General features: G+C 40.4%; 16 protein-coding genes. 11 read left to right on the forward strand and 5 right to left on the reverse strand.

Translation table 11 applies throughout. The features are described 5' to 3' along the window. Positions 1 to 47: 47 nt before the first annotated feature. Positions 48 to 1,667, reverse strand: coding sequence for an ABC-F family ATP-binding cassette domain-containing protein (locus tag DP923_RS15035; RefSeq protein WP_112306670.1), 1,620 nt, complete (start codon positions 1,665 to 1,667; stop codon positions 48 to 50). 329 nt (positions 1,668 to 1,996) lie between these two features. On the opposite strand from DP923_RS15035, the gene DP923_RS15040 reads away from it, so the two are divergent. From DP923_RS15040 to DP923_RS15050, 3 genes are all read left to right on the forward strand, one after another. Next, positions 1,997 to 2,467 (forward strand): DUF4199 domain-containing protein, encoded by a 471-nt coding sequence (locus DP923_RS15040; protein ID WP_112306671.1) that lies wholly within the window; start codon positions 1,997 to 1,999, stop codon positions 2,465 to 2,467. A 25-nt stretch (positions 2,468 to 2,492) separates the two neighbouring features. Continuing rightward, positions 2,493 to 2,951, forward strand: coding sequence for a DUF4199 domain-containing protein (locus DP923_RS15045; protein ID WP_112306672.1), 459 nt, complete (start codon positions 2,493 to 2,495; stop codon positions 2,949 to 2,951). A 400-nt stretch (positions 2,952 to 3,351) separates the two neighbouring features. Next, complete coding sequence (locus DP923_RS15050) at positions 3,352 to 3,747, forward strand: hypothetical protein (protein ID WP_112306673.1); 396 nt, start codon at positions 3,352 to 3,354, stop codon at positions 3,745 to 3,747. 53 nt (positions 3,748 to 3,800) lie between these two features. Here the strand turns inward: DP923_RS15050 and DP923_RS15055 are convergent, their stop codons facing one another. Next, positions 3,801 to 4,178 (reverse strand): hypothetical protein, encoded by a 378-nt coding sequence (locus DP923_RS15055; protein ID WP_112306674.1) that lies wholly within the window; start codon positions 4,176 to 4,178, stop codon positions 3,801 to 3,803. A gap of 268 nt (positions 4,179 to 4,446) precedes the next feature. Here DP923_RS15055 and DP923_RS15060 point away from each other — a divergent pair, with 268 nt between their 5' ends. Further along, the gene (locus DP923_RS15060; protein WP_112306675.1) at positions 4,447 to 5,259 is read left to right on the forward strand and encodes a murein L,D-transpeptidase catalytic domain family protein; all 813 of its coding nucleotides are present in this window, start codon (positions 4,447 to 4,449) and stop codon (positions 5,257 to 5,259) included. A 70-nt stretch (positions 5,260 to 5,329) separates the two neighbouring features. Here the strand turns inward: DP923_RS15060 and DP923_RS15065 are convergent, their stop codons facing one another. Next, positions 5,330 to 5,527, reverse strand: a complete 198-nt coding sequence (locus DP923_RS15065) for a hypothetical protein (RefSeq protein WP_112306738.1) — start codon at positions 5,525 to 5,527, stop codon at positions 5,330 to 5,332. Between the two features lie 251 nt (positions 5,528 to 5,778). Here DP923_RS15065 and DP923_RS15070 point away from each other — a divergent pair, with 251 nt between their 5' ends. Together DP923_RS15070 and DP923_RS15075 are read left to right on the forward strand one after the other, a co-directional pair. After that, complete coding sequence (locus DP923_RS15070) at positions 5,779 to 6,588, forward strand: M48 family metalloprotease (protein WP_112306676.1); 810 nt, start codon at positions 5,779 to 5,781, stop codon at positions 6,586 to 6,588. Between the two features lie 307 nt (positions 6,589 to 6,895). Next, on the forward strand, positions 6,896 to 7,807 hold the full coding sequence (locus DP923_RS15075) for a diacylglycerol/lipid kinase family protein (RefSeq protein WP_112306677.1): 912 nt from the start codon (positions 6,896 to 6,898) through the stop codon (positions 7,805 to 7,807). On the opposite strand, the gene DP923_RS15080 is transcribed toward DP923_RS15075, so the two are convergent. Next, on the reverse strand, positions 7,802 to 9,034 hold the full coding sequence (locus DP923_RS15080) for a metallophosphoesterase (RefSeq protein ID WP_112306678.1): 1,233 nt from the start codon (positions 9,032 to 9,034) through the stop codon (positions 7,802 to 7,804). The two genes, DP923_RS15075 and DP923_RS15080, sit on opposite strands and share 6 nt — an antisense overlap. A gap of 24 nt (positions 9,035 to 9,058) precedes the next feature. Beyond that, on the reverse strand, positions 9,059 to 9,694 hold the full coding sequence (locus DP923_RS15085; RefSeq protein WP_112306679.1) for an LON peptidase substrate-binding domain-containing protein: 636 nt from the start codon (positions 9,692 to 9,694) through the stop codon (positions 9,059 to 9,061). Positions 9,695 to 9,839: 145 nt separating this feature from the next. On the opposite strand from DP923_RS15085, the gene mtgA reads away from it, so the two are divergent. The 5 genes from mtgA to DP923_RS15120 all read left to right on the forward strand — a co-directional run bounded on the left by mtgA (position 9,840) and on the right by DP923_RS15120 (position 16,579). After that, complete coding sequence (mtgA, locus tag DP923_RS15090; protein ID WP_112306680.1) at positions 9,840 to 10,577, forward strand: monofunctional biosynthetic peptidoglycan transglycosylase; 738 nt, start codon at positions 9,840 to 9,842, stop codon at positions 10,575 to 10,577. After that, a complete protein-coding gene (locus DP923_RS15095) occupies positions 10,567 to 11,022 on the forward strand; it encodes a YybH family protein (protein WP_112306681.1) in 456 nt (151 codons plus the stop codon). The genes mtgA and DP923_RS15095 overlap by 11 nt, the downstream gene beginning before the upstream one ends. A 1,167-nt stretch (positions 11,023 to 12,189) precedes the next feature. Then, positions 12,190 to 13,095 (forward strand): polysaccharide lyase, encoded by a 906-nt coding sequence (locus DP923_RS15105; protein ID WP_112306683.1) that lies wholly within the window; start codon positions 12,190 to 12,192, stop codon positions 13,093 to 13,095. A gap of 995 nt (positions 13,096 to 14,090) precedes the next feature. Beyond that, complete coding sequence (locus DP923_RS15110; RefSeq protein ID WP_112306684.1) at positions 14,091 to 14,972, forward strand: polysaccharide lyase; 882 nt, start codon at positions 14,091 to 14,093, stop codon at positions 14,970 to 14,972. 713 nt (positions 14,973 to 15,685) lie between these two features. Next, complete coding sequence (locus tag DP923_RS15120; RefSeq protein ID WP_112304832.1) at positions 15,686 to 16,579, forward strand: polysaccharide lyase; 894 nt, start codon at positions 15,686 to 15,688, stop codon at positions 16,577 to 16,579. Positions 16,580 to 16,649 lie beyond the last annotated feature (70 nt).

Genomic DNA, 16,649 nt, shown 5'->3' on the forward strand with positions numbered 1-16,649 from the left:
TATAAAAAACTACTCCACTAAAGTAAGTAGTGGAGTAGTTTTTTTAATTAAGAAGTAGCATACATTTTTTTACGAAGCTCCTTGATGTTTTCATCTTCGAGGTATTCTTCGTAGGTCATGCGCTTATCGATCATTCCTTTCGGAGTGAGCTCGATGATGCGGTTGGCAATAGTATCCACAAACTGTAAATCGTGTGACGAGAACAGGATAGTGCCATCAAAATCGCGGAGCGAGTTGTTCAGCGCCTGGATCGACTCCAGGTCTAAGTGGTTAGTCGGCTCATCTAAAACAAGCAAGTTACCTGATTGCAGCATCATTTTAGAGAACATGCAACGCACTTTCTCACCTCCTGAAAGTACACTTGCTTTTTTAAGCGATTCCTCGCCCGAGAAAAGCATGCGGCCCAGGAAGCCACGGATAAAGCTCTCGTCTTTCTCCACGGAGTATTGGCGCAACCAGTCTACCAGGTTCAGGTCTGTATCAAAAAACTCTTGGTTGTCTTTCGGGAAGAAGGCTGCATTGATGGTTGTTCCCCACTTAAACTCGCCACTGTCTGCCTTCATTTCATCCATAATGATCTTGAAGAAGGTAGAAGCTGCCAGGTCATTACGGCCCAACACTGCGATTTTATCTCCTTTATCCACCATGAAAGAAACTTTACTGAAGATGGTGGTACCGTCAATGGCTTTGCTAAGATTTTCTACGTTAAGCAGTTGGTTTCCGGCTTCGCGTTCAGGCTTAAAGGCAATGTACGGGTACTTACGCGACGAAGGCTGAATATCTTCCACCGTTAGTTTTTCCAGTAGTTTTGATCTGGAAGTGGCCTGCTTTGATTTGGAAGCGTTGGCGCTGAACCTGCGTATAAATTCTTCGAGTTCTTTACGCTTATCTTCTGTGCGCTTGTTAGAATCTGTGCGCTGTTTCAGGGCCAGCTGGCTCGACTGGTACCAGAACGAATAGTTACCGGCATATAGTTTTATTTTACCATAGTCGATATCGGCAACGTGCGTACAAACGGCATCCAGGAAGTGGCGGTCGTGTGATACTACAATAACAGTATTCTGGAAATTGCCCAGGAAGTTCTCCAGCCACATGATAGATTCAGCATCCAGGTGGTTGGTAGGCTCATCGAGCAATAAAATATCAGGGTTACCAAACAGCGCCTGCGATAAAAGCACACGTACCTTCTCGCTACCGCTCAGGTCTTTCATCAAGGTATAATGCAGGTCTTCGCCAATGCCCAGGCCGCTCAGTAATTCAGCTGCTTCGTAATCGGCATTCCAGCCTTCCATGTCGGCAAATTCGCCTTCCAGTTCGGCTGCGCGCTCTCCGTCTGCATCATTAAAATCTGGCTTGGCATAGATCGCATCTTTCTCCTGCATGATAGCCCACAGTTTGGTGTGGCCCATGATCACGGTTTGCAGGGCAGGATACTCATCATACTCAAAGTGGTTCTGCTTCAGGATAGCGAGGCGGGCATTAGCCGGAATATTTACAGAGCCGGTGTTCGGGTCAATCTCACCGGAAAGTATTTTAAGAAAAGTAGACTTGCCAGCGCCGTTCGCACCAATAAGGCCGTAACAGTTGCCGGGAGAAAACTTAATGGTTACATCTTCAAATAATGTGCGTTTGCCGTAAGCCAAACTTACATTGCTGGTACTGATCATAAATAGCTTCTAAAGAAATATGAATTAATTGTGCTGTAAAATTACAAAAAAATATGGCCCTTGTAAAAGCCTGTCACCAAGATATTCTCTATTACAATTTTATACTTTATAACAGCTTTTTAATAAGCGGTTTAAGGTTATCAGATTAAAAAATAATATGCGAAAGCACAACGCCAGGGCTGATAATGGAGTATATTGATTTAATGATATAAAGCAGTATGAACAGGTAATTTTAGGCCCAGTGCTTTATATAACCTTTATTTTAACCAATCCGAAGGTTAAACTGTTCATTTTTAATTAAGTGTAGAACTGTATAAAACAAAACAATTATGGCATCTTCAAGAGTATCCTGGACTAATATAGCTTTGAAATATGGAATTTTAGTGGGAGTAGCCCACATCGTTTATTTTTTACTGATGGGCTTGCTGGGGCTTCACGATAAAACCGAGATGTCCTTCCTGAGTGCCATATTTCTGGCAATAGGTATTTGCCTGGCTATTGCAAATTTTAAACGCCGCCGCAACGGCACGATAGATTATTTTCAGGGCTTGGCTATCGGTGCTATAACCGGTGTGGTTTCCTCTACGTTGCTTGCCCTGTTTATGGTGCTTTACATTAACCTCTTCGATACAAGCTATCTGGCTAACCTGCAGACAAGTGCACTGTTCCCGCAAAGTTTATCTATGCTGTCGTTATTTGCGCTCACTATTATCTATGGCCTGATACCGGGCTTCCTGATGGCTTTTGTTGCCATGCAGTGGTTCAGACGAGCAGACCATTCAATGACTGAAAGAGTTTAAGTAGCAAGATTTAACAATTTAATTTATGGAAAAGATAGGCCTTAAGTATGGCGTACTTACTGCTGCTGGCCTTATTTTATACTTTCTGCTGATGAAGCTGATTGGCCTCTCTCATATAGTGGAGTTGCGGTTTTTTAACGGCCTGATCTTAGCAGCCGGCATTATACTAAGTATCCGTACTTTTAAAAAAGTTAATAACCAGAAGATCGGTTATTTCCAGGGATTAGGAGCCGGGTTGATTACAGCAGTTATTGCTACGGTGCTTTTTGCAGCCTTTATGCTGGTTTTACTTAAAACAGGTAACAATGATCTGTTACAAGTATTGGCAGCCGACAAATATTTTGGCGACCAGATAGAACATACACCTGGCATTGTTGTCTTTTCGGTTTTGTTACTCGAAGGCATTTTTTCAGGAGCTATGATCAGTTTTATTGCGATGCAGTATTTTAAACAGCGTAGCTATAAAGTTCCGAACAGCCCCTGAAGCAAAATTTGAATTATGAAACCAGTGTCTCCTTAAAAAGAGGCACTGTTTTTTTTGTGCACTTAGCTTCACCAGTTTATCATCTGAGACTGGTGTATACTTTGAACCGTAATCGGAGCAAGAGGTAAATATGCAGACTGATATTGATTATATAAGGAATAATTAATATTAATTATGGAAATTTTTTAAAAATTTATTTCTCTGTTAAATATTGATTTTAAAGAGATTAAGCCTATTATTTCATATAGTGTTTATACTATACAATAATTATTTTAACAGATTTTAATATAGGTTACATTTTATATTTAATAAATATAATTTATCTTTAAGAATTAGTTCAACATTTCTGGAGAACTCCCGTTAGAGATCATAACAACAGACATATAAACGACATTCGGATATGAAACATATATTACTCATTTCATTAGCACTTTTATTTGCAACTGCTGGTTCAGCACAGGGACTTAAGGTTACAGATGACGGCCTGGATAAAATGGTTTTGGCGGTTGAGCTGGATGGTGTGCAGATGGCTAATTTAGAGATGAAAGAAGAGCTTAAACTAGACCATAACCAGCTGGCCCAGATTGCTGAACTGAACGTAGCCAAGTATAAACTGATTGAAGAAGCAGAACAGGAATTCAGCTCAGATCCAATCCTGCTTTCTAAAACGATCTATCGCATCAAGATGGAAACTGACAAAGCGTTTACAAGTGTGCTAAGCGACAATCAACTCAGACAATACCTGGAACTTGAAGGACGAAACAATATTCGCTTTGTAAGTGAAAGTGATGAATAAGTAAAAAAAGTATAAACTAAAAAAGGCCCGGAATTATCCGGGCCTTTTTTAGTTTAAAGGGGCCTTTTATAAGTTACTTCTGATACTTTTCCGAGTGAGTTAATCCTTACCTCTGCGCGGTTAGCTTCCGACATCTTAGAGCGGTCATCGCATTGGGCGCCAGGCTCGAAATAATAATAGTAGATGCGGGTGCTTCGCTCCAGTAATTCTTCATGGTCTGGCTTGCCTAAAACATTGCGTACTATAAACTCTTTTTTGCCATACAACTCTTTGCGTATCTTATCGAAATCCTGCACAAGATTTTTACGCTTGCTTTCGCATCCGAACCTGTCGGCTTTCCAGGTTTCGCTGTCGAACCCTTTTAAGGTATCCGGCACATAACATGCATTAAGAGACACAAGCAGCATTAAGGCTAATAATTTTCTGAACATGGCTTTCGGTTTTCAGGCTCAAAGTTGCATTTAGCTTTGGGATTACACAAGCAACAGGCATAAAATTTAAAAGTTGTGTATTAACCAAAGGAAATATTTAATTGTATTAATAAAATAAAAATTAATGCCAGACGTTGCTTGAATATCTGGATAAATGGCTCTAGATTAATAGAACCAACACTTTTAGAATATTAAAAGTTAAGGAACAAATTGTACTTAAATTGCTGTTGAGTAGTTTGACTGTAAAATCTAAGATAAAAAACGACTTATGATCAGAGCACTTTTGACCACGATTACCCTTGGCCTAGTCTCAATTACATCACCAGGAGCCTCCGGAATAGAACATAGTCTGAATACAAATATTTCGGCAAAAGAGGAACTGGCAACTAATAACGCAACAGCTACTTTTGCTGAAAAACAATTGGTTTTTGATGACCGCGTACTGGAAGTTTACAATGATGCATCCCTGAAGAAATCAGGATTATCTTTTAACGTTTTCAGGAAAGCTTTTGTAGGTTTTCAGAACTTTAAGCAGCGTAATCTTGTCGCGCCAGCTAAATCTATACTTACGGTTATAGATTTTACAAAGCCGAGCAGCGAAAAACGAATGTGGATCATTGATCTGAAATCCAAGAAAGTATTATTTAATACCTTGGTTGCCCACGGTCGCAATACGGGCCAGGCTACTGCTGATAAGTTCTCGAACCTGCCTAACTCAAATATGAGCAGTGTTGGTTTTTATTTAACTGATGAAACCTACTTTGGCAAACATGGCTTATCGTTAAAGTTGGATGGCATGGATGAAGGCTACAATGATAAAGCCCGTGAAAGAGCTATTGTAGTGCATGGCGCCGATTATGTAAGCGATAGCTTTGTGAAGCAGTATGGCCGCCTAGGGCGTAGCTTAGGATGCCCTGCTTTGCCACAGGAAATCTCTAAAGAAGTAATCGAAACGATTAAAGACCATACATTGATCTATATTAACGGCAATAACCCCACTTATACTTCTAACTACTTAAACCAGGATACAGCTATAGAAGCTTTTGCTTCTGCAACTGCAATGCCTGCACTAAGCATATAACAAGAAGGTAATAAAAACAAAAAGCCCACCGGATGATCTCCGGTGGGCTTTTTGTTTTTATCTGAGGTGGTTAGGCCTCATCTTTAGTCGTTTTAACTAAGTTTATACCAGAGAAGAAGAAAATCAGCCCTACTACAAAAGGAACAGCAGCCGTAAATTTACCTACAGCAACACCATCTCCACCGTTTATAAAAGCATAAGCGCCCCATATAATACCGACGATGCCCAGTATAGTCAGCAGGGCACCGAATGTTCTTTTCATATTCATATCGCAAAAATTTAGTTTCAGAAGCTGCCCGTGTGGCAGAAAATTACTTGTCATACGCAAAACATATAAAAAAGTAAATGCTGTATCAGGCTGGTAAATATAAAATGCTGTATACTTTGGTCGAGCAGGCATAGCACAACAGCAACCACACTACCTGTCGGCTCGTTTGCAGGTTACAGCTTTAGCTACCTGACTTGCTATGCGTAAGTTGATGCTGTTATAAAGTATAAACCAGAAACCAGTACAGAAAAATGAAAGCTATATTAAAGATAATTATTGGCTTGTTTATGGCGCTGCTATCGTTGGGTACTTATTGGTGCAATACGCAGGATAATGAGTTTACAGGCGAGAAACAGCACGTAGACATTACAGTTGAACAGGAGATAGCGCTGGGCCTGCAGGCAGCACCGGAAATGGCCTCTCAATACGGCGGCCTGCACAGCGACCAGGTAGCTGCAGCCAAGATCAAGGAAATTGGGCAGAAGTTACTGCAAAACTCTAAAGCAGGACAAACGCCTTATCGGTTCGATTTTCATTTGCTGGCCGACGAACAAACAGTAAATGCCTTTGCGTTGCCTGGCGGACAGATCTTTATAACAGCTGGGCTCCTGAAAAAACTGGGTACAGAAGGCCAAGTAGCGGGTGTGTTAGGCCATGAGATTGGGCATGTAGTGGCCAGGCATTCTGCGGAGCAGTTGGCTAAAGCAAAACTTACGCAAGGCTTAACGGGTGCAGCAGCTATTGCCAGTTACGATCCCGAAAACCCGGCAAGCCAGTCGGGGGCAGTGGTGGCTGCTATGGTTGGCAAGCTGCTGAACATGCGTTATGGTCGCGAAGACGAACTTGAATCGGATAGGCTGGCTGTTGCACTCACGGCGCAATCTGGTTACAATCCGCAAGCCATGATACAGGTTATGCGCATTCTGGAAGAAGCAAGCGGTGGTACCAGCGGACCAGAATTTGCCCAGACGCACCCAAACCCCGGCAACCGTGTTGCTGAGATTGAACGGGCTATACAGGCACAGTACCCGAATGGTTTGCCAGCCGGCCTTCAGGAATAGAACAAAGTATAAAGCAGCATAATTAATAAAATATCCGATAGGAGTCTGAACTTATGCACTGTCTTTTTTCTGCTACAGGTAATATAAAATCAAACAGATAAATTTTAGCAATAGTAATTCTTCTGCTTTAATAGGAGCATCTACATCAATTAGTCCGGCTAGCTTAAAATCATGTAAACAGAGAACGTTATAACACATAACTGGTACAACAAGGGCAGCAAAAAAACTTTGTATTGCCGGCTACGTTTTTTTGCTACCAACAAGTATAAAATCCGTATCAGAACAAGCAATTATACTTAGTTAAACTATGGAAGAGGCAAAATTAAAAAGCCTGTTATTTGTGATCAATCCAATTGCCGGCGATATCGACAAGGAAGAGCTTGAAGAAGATATAAAAACAGTCTGCACAGACCACGATATAACCTTCGAGATCCATAAAACAACAGGAGATGCTGATAAGGAAAAAATCACAGAACTCATAAAGCAGGCAAAGTATGATGCTGTATTTGCAGTTGGCGGAGATGGCACCGTAAACATGGTGGCCGCCTTGCTTATCGGAACCGACATGCCATTGGGTATTATTCCGCTGGGGTCTGGCAACGGCTTGTCCAAAGACCTGAACATACCCCAGGATACGGAAGATGCCCTGCAGCTTATACACCGCAACATAATCCGTAACATTGATACGATCACGCTAAACGGTAATCCTTCTATACACTTAAGTGATTTTGGTTTTAATGCCTTGGTGGTAAAGCATTTTCATGATGGCGAGACGCGCGGGCCCGGCGCCTATGCCTGGATCGCGATGCAGGAATACCTGGCTTATGAACCGAAAAAGTATAGAATCGAAACAGATACCGAAAACTTCGAAGGGCCTGCTTTTATGGTGACTATAGCCAATGCCAACGCCTTTGGCTCTAACGCAAGTATAAACCCGAACGGAATTTTAAACGATGGTAAATTTGAGATCTGTCTGATAGAGCCATTTCCGAAAACAGCTGGCTTAGGTATACTTTATAAACTGTATACTGATAGTATAGATACTTCAGTTTATAGTCGCAAAATCTGTTGCAGCCGTGCCACCATTTATAACCTCAACCAAGAAGTGATGCATATTGATGGCGAACCATTGGAATTAGGTACAACCGTAGAGGTGAAAATGCTGAGTAAAAGCCTGAAAGTTATTTTGCCGGAAGAAGAAAACCAGAAACATTTATAATTTTTTAACCGGAGCAGGTTTTGCAGCCCAATGCAGTTCCTGCTTTAGTTCTTTCCGGAAAGCCACCAATCCTTCCGGTGATTTTTCGTCTGCGACCCGGGCTTCCATCCAAAGCTGGCCGTTGCTGTAGTAGTTAAAAACAAAAAAGCCGAGCTGCTCTACTGTAAACGTTGCTTTGCCTCCTTTTGTAACGAATGCCGTTTTGCTGCCGGCCCCACTTACCAGAAAGTGGTTTTTACGCACCTCAAAATGTTGTAGGTTATGATCGTGGCCAGCAATGTATACAATGTTGCTGTAACGGCTAAAAATACGAAGCAAACGTTTGCGCATACGTTTATACCGCCTATGCGACATATCTTCTGCTGCCCCAAAAAGTTGCCTGTAAAACGGGTATAAAGAGCCAAAGATCGGTAAGGGAATAAGAAAACGTTTGTTAGCAGCCAGTAACGGAAAAATGTGCTGCCGTACCGTAAATTTGCCGCCATGCTGGGCATTGCTATACAAAGGATGATGTGCCGCGATAAGTACGCGCTGGTGCGCATTCCTACGAAGCAAGGTGTTGAGCTCTACATAGAACTGTTCTATACTTTCGATAGCGCAATTGTAGGCACTGCCCAAAGGTTTTTCGCCGCGCTGCACCCACCATTGCGTATTGATCACAACCAGCAGTAATCCTTCGGCTAACTGTATAGCATGTGGGCCCGGGCAACCATTCGCTGGCAGAAAGGCCTCCGGGTTTCCCATACGTTGGGTAATGTAATTTTCCTGCCGGAGCATTTGCTGGTAGCCATTTTTGCGGCCTTTGTTCCAGTCGTGGTTGCCACTCATAAATATACTTCTGCTGTTAAATTGCTTTAGTTTATCCGTAAGTAGATCCAGCCGTTCTTCTGCTTTTTGCCGGTGCTTGGTGTTTTCCGCTGGCAAACCGACAGGGTAGAGGTTATCGCCCAGAAAGACGACGGTAGCTTTATGGCCTGAGTTCTGAACTTGCCAGTTATCAAGCATCCTGAGTATGGGATCGGAACCATCTGTTGCAAATGCGCCTACATCACCGATCATCGCTACTGAATGTACTATTTCCGCATCTGCAGGAGGTGCTATATGTTGCCAGCCTATGTCGCTTAGTTTATAGAATGCCTTGTGCCTGTACTTTAATTCCTGCCAGTAACTGAAAGCAAGAAACGCCAGTATCAACACAACAGGTATAACAAGGAAGTAGAAAAGCATAAGCAGGTGTACTTGGTCCGGAATTTAAAAGTTTGGCGGCGTCAGGTTTTTAAAGTGGCCATTTAATTTTACGCGTTCTTTCAGGCGCTCCGTTTCTACTACTACAGGAAGTATGCGCTCAATATGTTCCAGGATAAGAAGCTGGCGTTCGCTTTCAGTAGTAAGTTGCAGCAGCATGTATTCCTGCTCCAGGCTCAGTCCGATGGTATGGGCAATATCAAAACTCCTGAAGTTTTCCGGGAGCTTTAAGAATAAATTACCGATTCCTAAGATGGAATACAGTTCCTGTACTGCTTCCCTGATCTTGTTTTTAATAACTATATTTTCGTCCATCACATCGGCAACGGCTTCTACCTGGCCGCCGGCATACAACTTGCCCGGGGTTACTTTATCAAACTGTCGGATTCTGAAAACAGAAAGCGCTTTGGTCCTGATATCCATTTCGCCGGAATCATACTTTTTTTCGACCTGCACCAGTTCTACTTCCGTTCCGAAAATACCAACGCCATTCTTAATATAAGCCGGAATACCGAATGTGATGCCCGTTTCCAGGCAATCGAGGACCAACTGGATGTAGCGCGGCTCAAATATGTGTAAGTTTAATTTCTCACCCGGAAATACAACAACCTGAAGTGGGAAAAGTGGTAGATATTTAGCCATGCCCGATCATGTTTTACAGAAACAAATGCCTTCTAACTTACGGCGCTAGTATAAGCCGCGTTGGCCTGAAAGCACAAAGCCATACTTTAAATTTGAATATGCGTCAAACTACTTACCTTTGCGGCCATTCTTAGAAGTATAATTGATGAAAAAGAAGGCAACAGGACTGCGGTCTCTTAAGCTGCTGACTGTAAAACTGATCTTAACACTGTTTCTGTTAAGTATAGTTTGGGTATTGCTGTACCGCTGGGTAGCACCACCAGCCACGCTGCATATGGTAAAGCGCCGCGCTGAAGCGGGTGTGGCTTCTAAAACTGACCCTGAGATAAAGTATAAATTCGTATCGCTGGAAGAGATGTCGCCACAATTACCCCTGGCCGTTGTTGCTTCCGAAGACCAGCTTTTTCTGCAGCACCACGGTTTCGATTTTGAAGCGATCTGGAGTGCCTTTAAACAGAACCAGGATAGCAAAAAGATACGTGGCGGGAGTACGATAAGCCAGCAGGTTGCTAAAAATGTGTTTCTGTGGCATGGCCGGAGTTACTTGCGCAAAGCCGTAGAAGCTTACTTTACAGCGTTAATCGAAATTTTGTGGGGTAAGGAGCGCATCATGGAAGTATACCTGAACATTGCAGAGATGGGGGATGGGGTGTTTGGCGTGGAAGCTGCTTCGCAGAAATATTTCCTTAAACCGGCCAGCGAAGTGAAGCGAAGTGAAGCTGCCCTTTTAGCGGCCGTATTGCCTAACCCAATTAGGTATAAAGCCCATCAGCCTTCGGGTTACGTGCGCACGCGCAGAAGCAGAATATCGAGAGCAATGAGCCGCCTGGGCGGAACAACATACATTCAATCTATACTTCCGGAAACGAAAAATGAGAACTAAAAACCTGTTACTGGCCTTAGGGTTTGCTGCAAGCATAACTTCCTGCAGCTCTTTAAAACAATCACAACCTCATGCAAGCGCAAATGCTGAGATACGCCAGCTTTTAGGAGAGCAGGCAGCTTGCTGGAGCAACGGCGACCTAGCGTGCTTTATGACTCCTTACTGGAAATCTGATTCGCTGTTGTTTGTAGGCAAAAGCGGCCTGACGTACGGATGGGAGCAGACCATGGCCAACTATAAGCTCAATTACCCTGATGCAGCAGCTATGGGCAAATTAACCTTCGATCTAAAAGAAATGCGCCCGCTTGCTACAGAAACGGTATTGGTAGTAGGAAAGTGGCACCTTGCGCGTACAGTTACAGAAGGAGATGTGGAAGGCCACTTTTCAGTTATTTTCAAGCGGTTCCCGGAAGGTTGGAAGATCATAACGGATCATTCAAGCTAATCTGGCAAGTATAACCTGTCATCTTTAAATAAGGTCTGCTACACTTGGTGTGGCAGGCCTTTATTTTTTAGCAGTCGCGCTACGTTACGGATGCTTTTTCAGAATTCATACTTAAAAGCAAGCTAAGAGTCGTGTTTAGTGTCAAAGGTAGGGTAAAGGCGTCTTCAAAATCAAAGCTCCCATCTGATCTTTGGAGCTTAATGCACTAACTACCTAAAATATAGGTAGCTACATGTATAGGTGTTTAAACTTTAAAAACTGAAGGCAATTGCTTCATAAACAGAGCTATACAAGTCCTTGCTAACTTACTTGACAGGACACAGGCAGTTCAGGTTCTTTATAAGTTTATACTTCAAATCTTAATAAAAATTCATTTCGGCTGTAATTTGAAAAAAATCACGGGTGGTATTTCCACAGTTCTCGCGGGAGATGCTACAATAGCACTGTCGACCATGTGCACAAAGTGTGTAATAAATTCCACAACTATTTTAGAAGTATTTTATCTTCGATTTCTTAATTATCTGTATTTCAATATTTTATCATAAAAAAATAAATTTACATAGTATAACTTGAATATTTGAATACCCAACTTGTTAGATGTTGTAAAATGAAAAAGACAATTTTTTATATTATATATAAAGTACAATTTTTATTTATGGCCTGTACTTTATAGACCCGCATAAAAAGCGTTCCTGAATGAAATATATGATTTAGCTATACTCTTTGAATGGTGAAATTATATGCAAACACACTAAGCCAACCTTATTAGAAACCCTTTTTAAATTAATTTTGATTAAAGAGCTTGATTTTGGCTATATTTTGTGATTATAATCACTTAATTTATGATTAAATCATTTAATTTAAGTAAGGTTGCAAGATTAAGTAAAAATATTTTTTGTGAATGGGTAAAATTACTTTATGTTTGTAAGAGTAAGCAAGTAAGAAAACTTATAAACTCCTATTTGTTTTATCATATTGATCTAGAGCATTTGCCCAGTGCGATAGAAGATATTAGAGTGCAAGATGACAGTTTTTAAATGTTACACTACATTAAATTAATGTTATTTTAAATTACAAGCCGCCCTGTATTAAGTCTATTGACCAATTGTTAATTAAAAGATTACTTATTGTGTATTTTTTGTGAAATAGATTTAACTAGTATTAGTGATGAAACGAATCCAACTTTTAGCAATTTCTTTATTATCATTCATTACATTTTCATGCGACAAAGCAGAAATAGTTGAGCCACAAAGTCAGGCCAATAATATAGCGCTTAAAGCTGATCTGAGCCAAGATGTTATCATTTCCGCTGAGCCCGGTAGAAATAACCTGTTAATAGAAGAAAGATTTGAGAAATCTTTCCTGCAATCTATTTTCGATTCTAAATACACACAGTTTAGATACTTTGAGCCTTATTACAGAATATTTTCTGATCCTTCTAAGGAATATGCTTTTAAACAATCAACTGGTATAAAGAGAAAAGGAAACGCTTCTGCCAGATTCGAGATGCGAAATACTGACAAGGGTATCATCAGAACAGAGATGATGGGGAAGAAAGCAGAAGGTAGTCCGACACGCTGGTATGCTGCAAGCTTATATCTGCCTGCTAAATATTGGGAGAGAGATGATGCCTGGGATATTATTACTCAGATGAATGGTGTCCCTGATGAAGGAGAATCAGTTAGAAACCCAGCTATTTCCCTTATCGTTTCCAGAGGCAGATTAATGTTAAAAACGTGTTACTCAGCAAGACCAATTAATACAGATGCCAACAGAGATGGCCAGAAATCTTGGGATTTAGGTCCTGTAGAAAAAGACAAATGGCTTGATATTGTTTTTCGGGTGAAGTATTCTTATGGCACTGATGGTATATTAGAGATGTGGAAGAATGGAGTGAAAGTGGTTAGCTACAAAGGTCCGAACAGTTATAACGATAAAATACTGCCTTTCTTTAAGTTTGGAATCTATAAGAGAAACTGGGAAGATGTATCATCGCGAGTACTTTATGTAGATGAAGTACGGGTTGGAAATGGCTCTGCCACTTATAAAGATGTAGCGCCATCTACTATTTAAGTAGTAGTATAAAGTATAAGATGAGATCAGGTAGAGTAGTATTTACAAATTGTAGCTACCACATTAACTAACCTGATCTCATCCTTATCAAATTACATCCTAAATCTAAATAAGAATTAAGCATATCTAGTGCTCTCATTGCAAGTCTGTTTATAAACTGTTTTTATACTTACTAATATTAAGGTAAGCTGAAACATAAATTGTTTATGAATACCCAAGTTTCTAATCTGTACTTTCTTGAGTTCCCTAACATTGGGCATAGGTATGTTGGTGTATCTTGCTTTGAAATTACCTCTCTCTTTTTTTCTCCTGATGATCCCTGGAGATATAAATCCTATTACAAGTATATTTTATTGTAATGTATTTATTTACAGTGAATTGAAGTATTTAAAATTTAATAAAGCTTGTTGTGTAAGATTATAACTCGGTTAGTAGACTAATTGGGATGCCAATGCAAAGGGACCAGAAAATATACCAAATTTGTTCTTGCTGATTTGGGTTTAAATACAAATGCAATTTATGTATTTTGTTCAATTATAAAATAAATGTGTAATCATGGAAAAATATAATAATAAATATTCAAAATTGCTCTTATTTATTGAGAAGTAATATAGTGAAATCTTAATATAAATAAATTAATTCAGTTTTTTAGTACCTATAAATTATATTTAATAATACTTTATGGGGTAAATTTATAAAAGTTACAATAAATTACCATTTTTTTTTGTGGGTAATTAAATTTCGTAGTATGTTTGTAACACAAGATTGATACATCAGAATCAGAGTCCGGAATTTGATTTATTATATCATTGAAGAATAAAGATTATCAACTAAAAATTCTTTTTTAATATTAAATGTACCGCCTTGGAAAGGTATTGCAGTATCGCTTAAGTATTATTGTCTCACTTAAATTTATCAATTAATCAATCGCTTCTGGGTTTAAATCAAACTTAACTTTAAACAGAAAGAAGGAAGCATCTAATCGAGAAAAACAAATGAAACGCACTCAACTTTTAGCCCTATCACTTTTATCATTTTTAACATTTTCATGCGAGCAAGAAGAGGCTGTTCAGCCAGATGTTGTTGCTAGCACCATTGATACAGAAATGAGTATCCAGAGCGAAATTACCTCTGTTGACTCTTATAGAAGAAACCTGCTCACTGAAGAGCGTTTTGAGAAACATGAAGGCAGCTCTTTTATAGATGGTACTTATAGCCCGTTCTATAAAGTACAAGCAAAAAGGATACATAATTTTGATGCGACAACTGCTAAAGCCAGAAAAGGGTCAAGATCAGCTAAATTCGAATTGCGTAAGTCAGATTCAGGAGTTATTCGTTCAGAATCTATCGGCAGGCAGAGTGAAACAAATCGTAACCGTTGGTATGGGTTGAGCATGTATTTGCCAAGCGCTAACTGGAGCACATCTAATGATTGGGAAATTATTACTCAGTTCTGGAGTCAACAAGATCCAGGTGAACCATCACACAATCCTCCGATCGAACTTTTTGTTTCCAGAGGTCGCCTTAAATTAGGCGTGAAGTGGGCTTCTGCCAGAATCCATACAGATTCTAACCGTGATGGTGAAAAGAAATATGACTTGGGTCCGGTGCCAAAGGATAAGTGGGTTGACTTTGTTTATCATATCAACTACTCTTACAAATCTGATGGCGTTTTAGAAGTATGGATGGATGGCAAAAAAGTTGTTGATCATAGAGGTCCAAATAGCTACAACGATGCTAAAGTACCTTATTTCAAATACGGTGTCTATAAGCGTAACTGGGATAGCAAAACCAGCAAGCGTCTACTTTATATTGATGAAGTACGTGTTGGTAATGAGAATGCTACATATAATGATGTAGCTCCAATTAGAAAATAATTATTGACCATTTTTATTTAGGTATAATAAATTAAAAAAGGCAGAAGGATATCCTTCTGCCTTTTTTAATTTATTATGTTTTAAACTTAAAAACACTGATCTAAGCTTGATATAATAGCGGATTCCAGCAGTTATTACATCTGATAACAGGTTGTGTCTTATTGTATAATTCCTCTTAAGGTTAAATATTCTTTCAAAGGCCATTTCTGTATTTTAAGTATAGGTAAGGTTTAACGTTTAAATTGTGCTTATTTCTGAATACTTTTATATATCGCATTTCTTTTGTGCTTAGAAATGTATAATTAAAGTTTTAACGTCGATCGTTGGGTTATATCCATTATTGCAAAGAGTTAATGGATTTTTCAAAAGCGTAAATTGGATTTAAATTTTTAAAATTATGCCTTAAATATGAATTATTGTAGTAATAACTAAAAGGTTACATTAAAAAGAATATTTATTTTGCTTATTTAATTATTATCAATATGTTTGTGACAAGTCAATTAGAAAGCGGATTGATGTAGATGTGTCTTGAATTAATTATATTTATAAAAATAAATAAATTGCTTCTGAATTTCACTAATCAGCTTTTTGGATTTCATTGGCCATACAGCAAATTCCACTTATTAATCTGAGTTAGCGGGATTATCATTGCAAAATTTATAGCATTTTTATTTGAAATAACTTTTACTACTTATTTTTAAAACAGACTTTTTATGAAACGCACCCAACTTTTAGCCGCCGCCCTCGTTTCGTTTTTTACAATTTCATGTGAGCAGTCCGAAGTGGCCGCTCCAAGCGTTAGCCAGTCCATTGCAGGCGAGGTAAGCCAGCAGCAGCAATCTGTTATCTCTTCAGTAGAGACGTACCGCAAAAACCTGCTGGTAGAAGAGCGCTTTGAAACCCCTGAACTGGCCGATTTCATTTCGGGCAACTACAGTGCCTTCTACAAGATGCAGTCCTCCAGGCTCTACAGCTTTGATGCCTCCGCCGAGAAGGCAAAGAAAGGAACGCGTTCAGGTAAGTTTGAGATGCTCAAGGCCGATGCCGCCGCAGGCGTGATCCGCTCGGAGGCGGCCAGTCGTAATGCTGAAACCAACCGTCACCGCTGGTACGGGCTGAGCCTGTATCTGCCATCCTCGGACTGGAGCACCTCCAATGACTGGGAGATCATCACCCAGTTCTGGAGCCAGCACGATGCGGGCGAGGAGGCACACAACCCACCTATTGAATTGTTTGTCTCCAAGGGCCGCTTAAAGCTGGGTGTGAAGTGGGCCTCTGCCCCGATCCACACGGATGCCACCCGGGACGGAGAATTAAAGTTTGACCTGGGCCTGCTGCCCAAAGACAAGTGGGCGGACTTTGTCTACCACATCAACTACTCCTACAAGGAAGACGGCCTGATTCAGGTATGGATGGATGGCAAACTGGTGGTCAACCACAAAGGCCCCAACAGCTACAACGACCAGAAGATACCTTTCTTCAAATACGGCATCTACAAGCGCAACTGGGACACCGCCACCACCAAGCGCAGGCTCTTTGTGGATGAGGTGCGGGTAGGAAACGAGAATGCCACCTACAACGACGTGGCCCCGACCAGAAAACTTTAATATAGGTTATACTTCAAACAGCACAGGCAGAAGATCACTCTTCTGCCTGTGCTGTTTTTAATGTGGGAAG

Origin of the sequence: Pontibacter arcticus, from assembly GCF_003284895.1 — a bacterium.
GTDB classification, from domain to species: domain Bacteria; phylum Bacteroidota; class Bacteroidia; order Cytophagales; family Hymenobacteraceae; genus Pontibacter; species Pontibacter arcticus.

Excerpts from the sequence above, each read along its gene's own strand:
- DP923_RS15035 (WP_112306670.1), bottom strand. The coding sequence starts at position 1,667 with ATGATCAGTACCAGCAATGTAAGTTTGGCTTACGGCAAACGCACATTA.
- DP923_RS15040 (WP_112306671.1), top strand. The coding sequence starts at position 1,997 with ATGGCATCTTCAAGAGTATCCTGGACTAATATAGCTTTGAAATATGGA.
- DP923_RS15045 (WP_112306672.1), top strand. The coding sequence starts at position 2,493 with ATGGAAAAGATAGGCCTTAAGTATGGCGTACTTACTGCTGCTGGCCTT.
- DP923_RS15050 (WP_112306673.1), top strand. The coding sequence starts at position 3,352 with ATGAAACATATATTACTCATTTCATTAGCACTTTTATTTGCAACTGCT.
- DP923_RS15055 (WP_112306674.1), bottom strand. The coding sequence starts at position 4,178 with ATGTTCAGAAAATTATTAGCCTTAATGCTGCTTGTGTCTCTTAATGCA.
- DP923_RS15060 (WP_112306675.1), top strand. The coding sequence starts at position 4,447 with ATGATCAGAGCACTTTTGACCACGATTACCCTTGGCCTAGTCTCAATT.
- DP923_RS15065 (WP_112306738.1), bottom strand. The coding sequence starts at position 5,527 with ATGAATATGAAAAGAACATTCGGTGCCCTGCTGACTATACTGGGCATC.
- DP923_RS15070 (WP_112306676.1), top strand. The coding sequence starts at position 5,779 with ATGAAAGCTATATTAAAGATAATTATTGGCTTGTTTATGGCGCTGCTA.
- DP923_RS15075 (WP_112306677.1), top strand. The coding sequence starts at position 6,896 with ATGGAAGAGGCAAAATTAAAAAGCCTGTTATTTGTGATCAATCCAATT.
- DP923_RS15080 (WP_112306678.1), bottom strand. The coding sequence starts at position 9,034 with ATGCTTTTCTACTTCCTTGTTATACCTGTTGTGTTGATACTGGCGTTT.
- DP923_RS15085 (WP_112306679.1), bottom strand. The coding sequence starts at position 9,694 with ATGGCTAAATATCTACCACTTTTCCCACTTCAGGTTGTTGTATTTCCG.
- mtgA (WP_112306680.1), top strand. The coding sequence starts at position 9,840 with ATGAAAAAGAAGGCAACAGGACTGCGGTCTCTTAAGCTGCTGACTGTA.
- DP923_RS15095 (WP_112306681.1), top strand. The coding sequence starts at position 10,567 with ATGAGAACTAAAAACCTGTTACTGGCCTTAGGGTTTGCTGCAAGCATA.
- DP923_RS15105 (WP_112306683.1), top strand. The coding sequence starts at position 12,190 with ATGAAACGAATCCAACTTTTAGCAATTTCTTTATTATCATTCATTACA.
- DP923_RS15110 (WP_112306684.1), top strand. The coding sequence starts at position 14,091 with ATGAAACGCACTCAACTTTTAGCCCTATCACTTTTATCATTTTTAACA.
- DP923_RS15120 (WP_112304832.1), top strand. The coding sequence starts at position 15,686 with ATGAAACGCACCCAACTTTTAGCCGCCGCCCTCGTTTCGTTTTTTACA.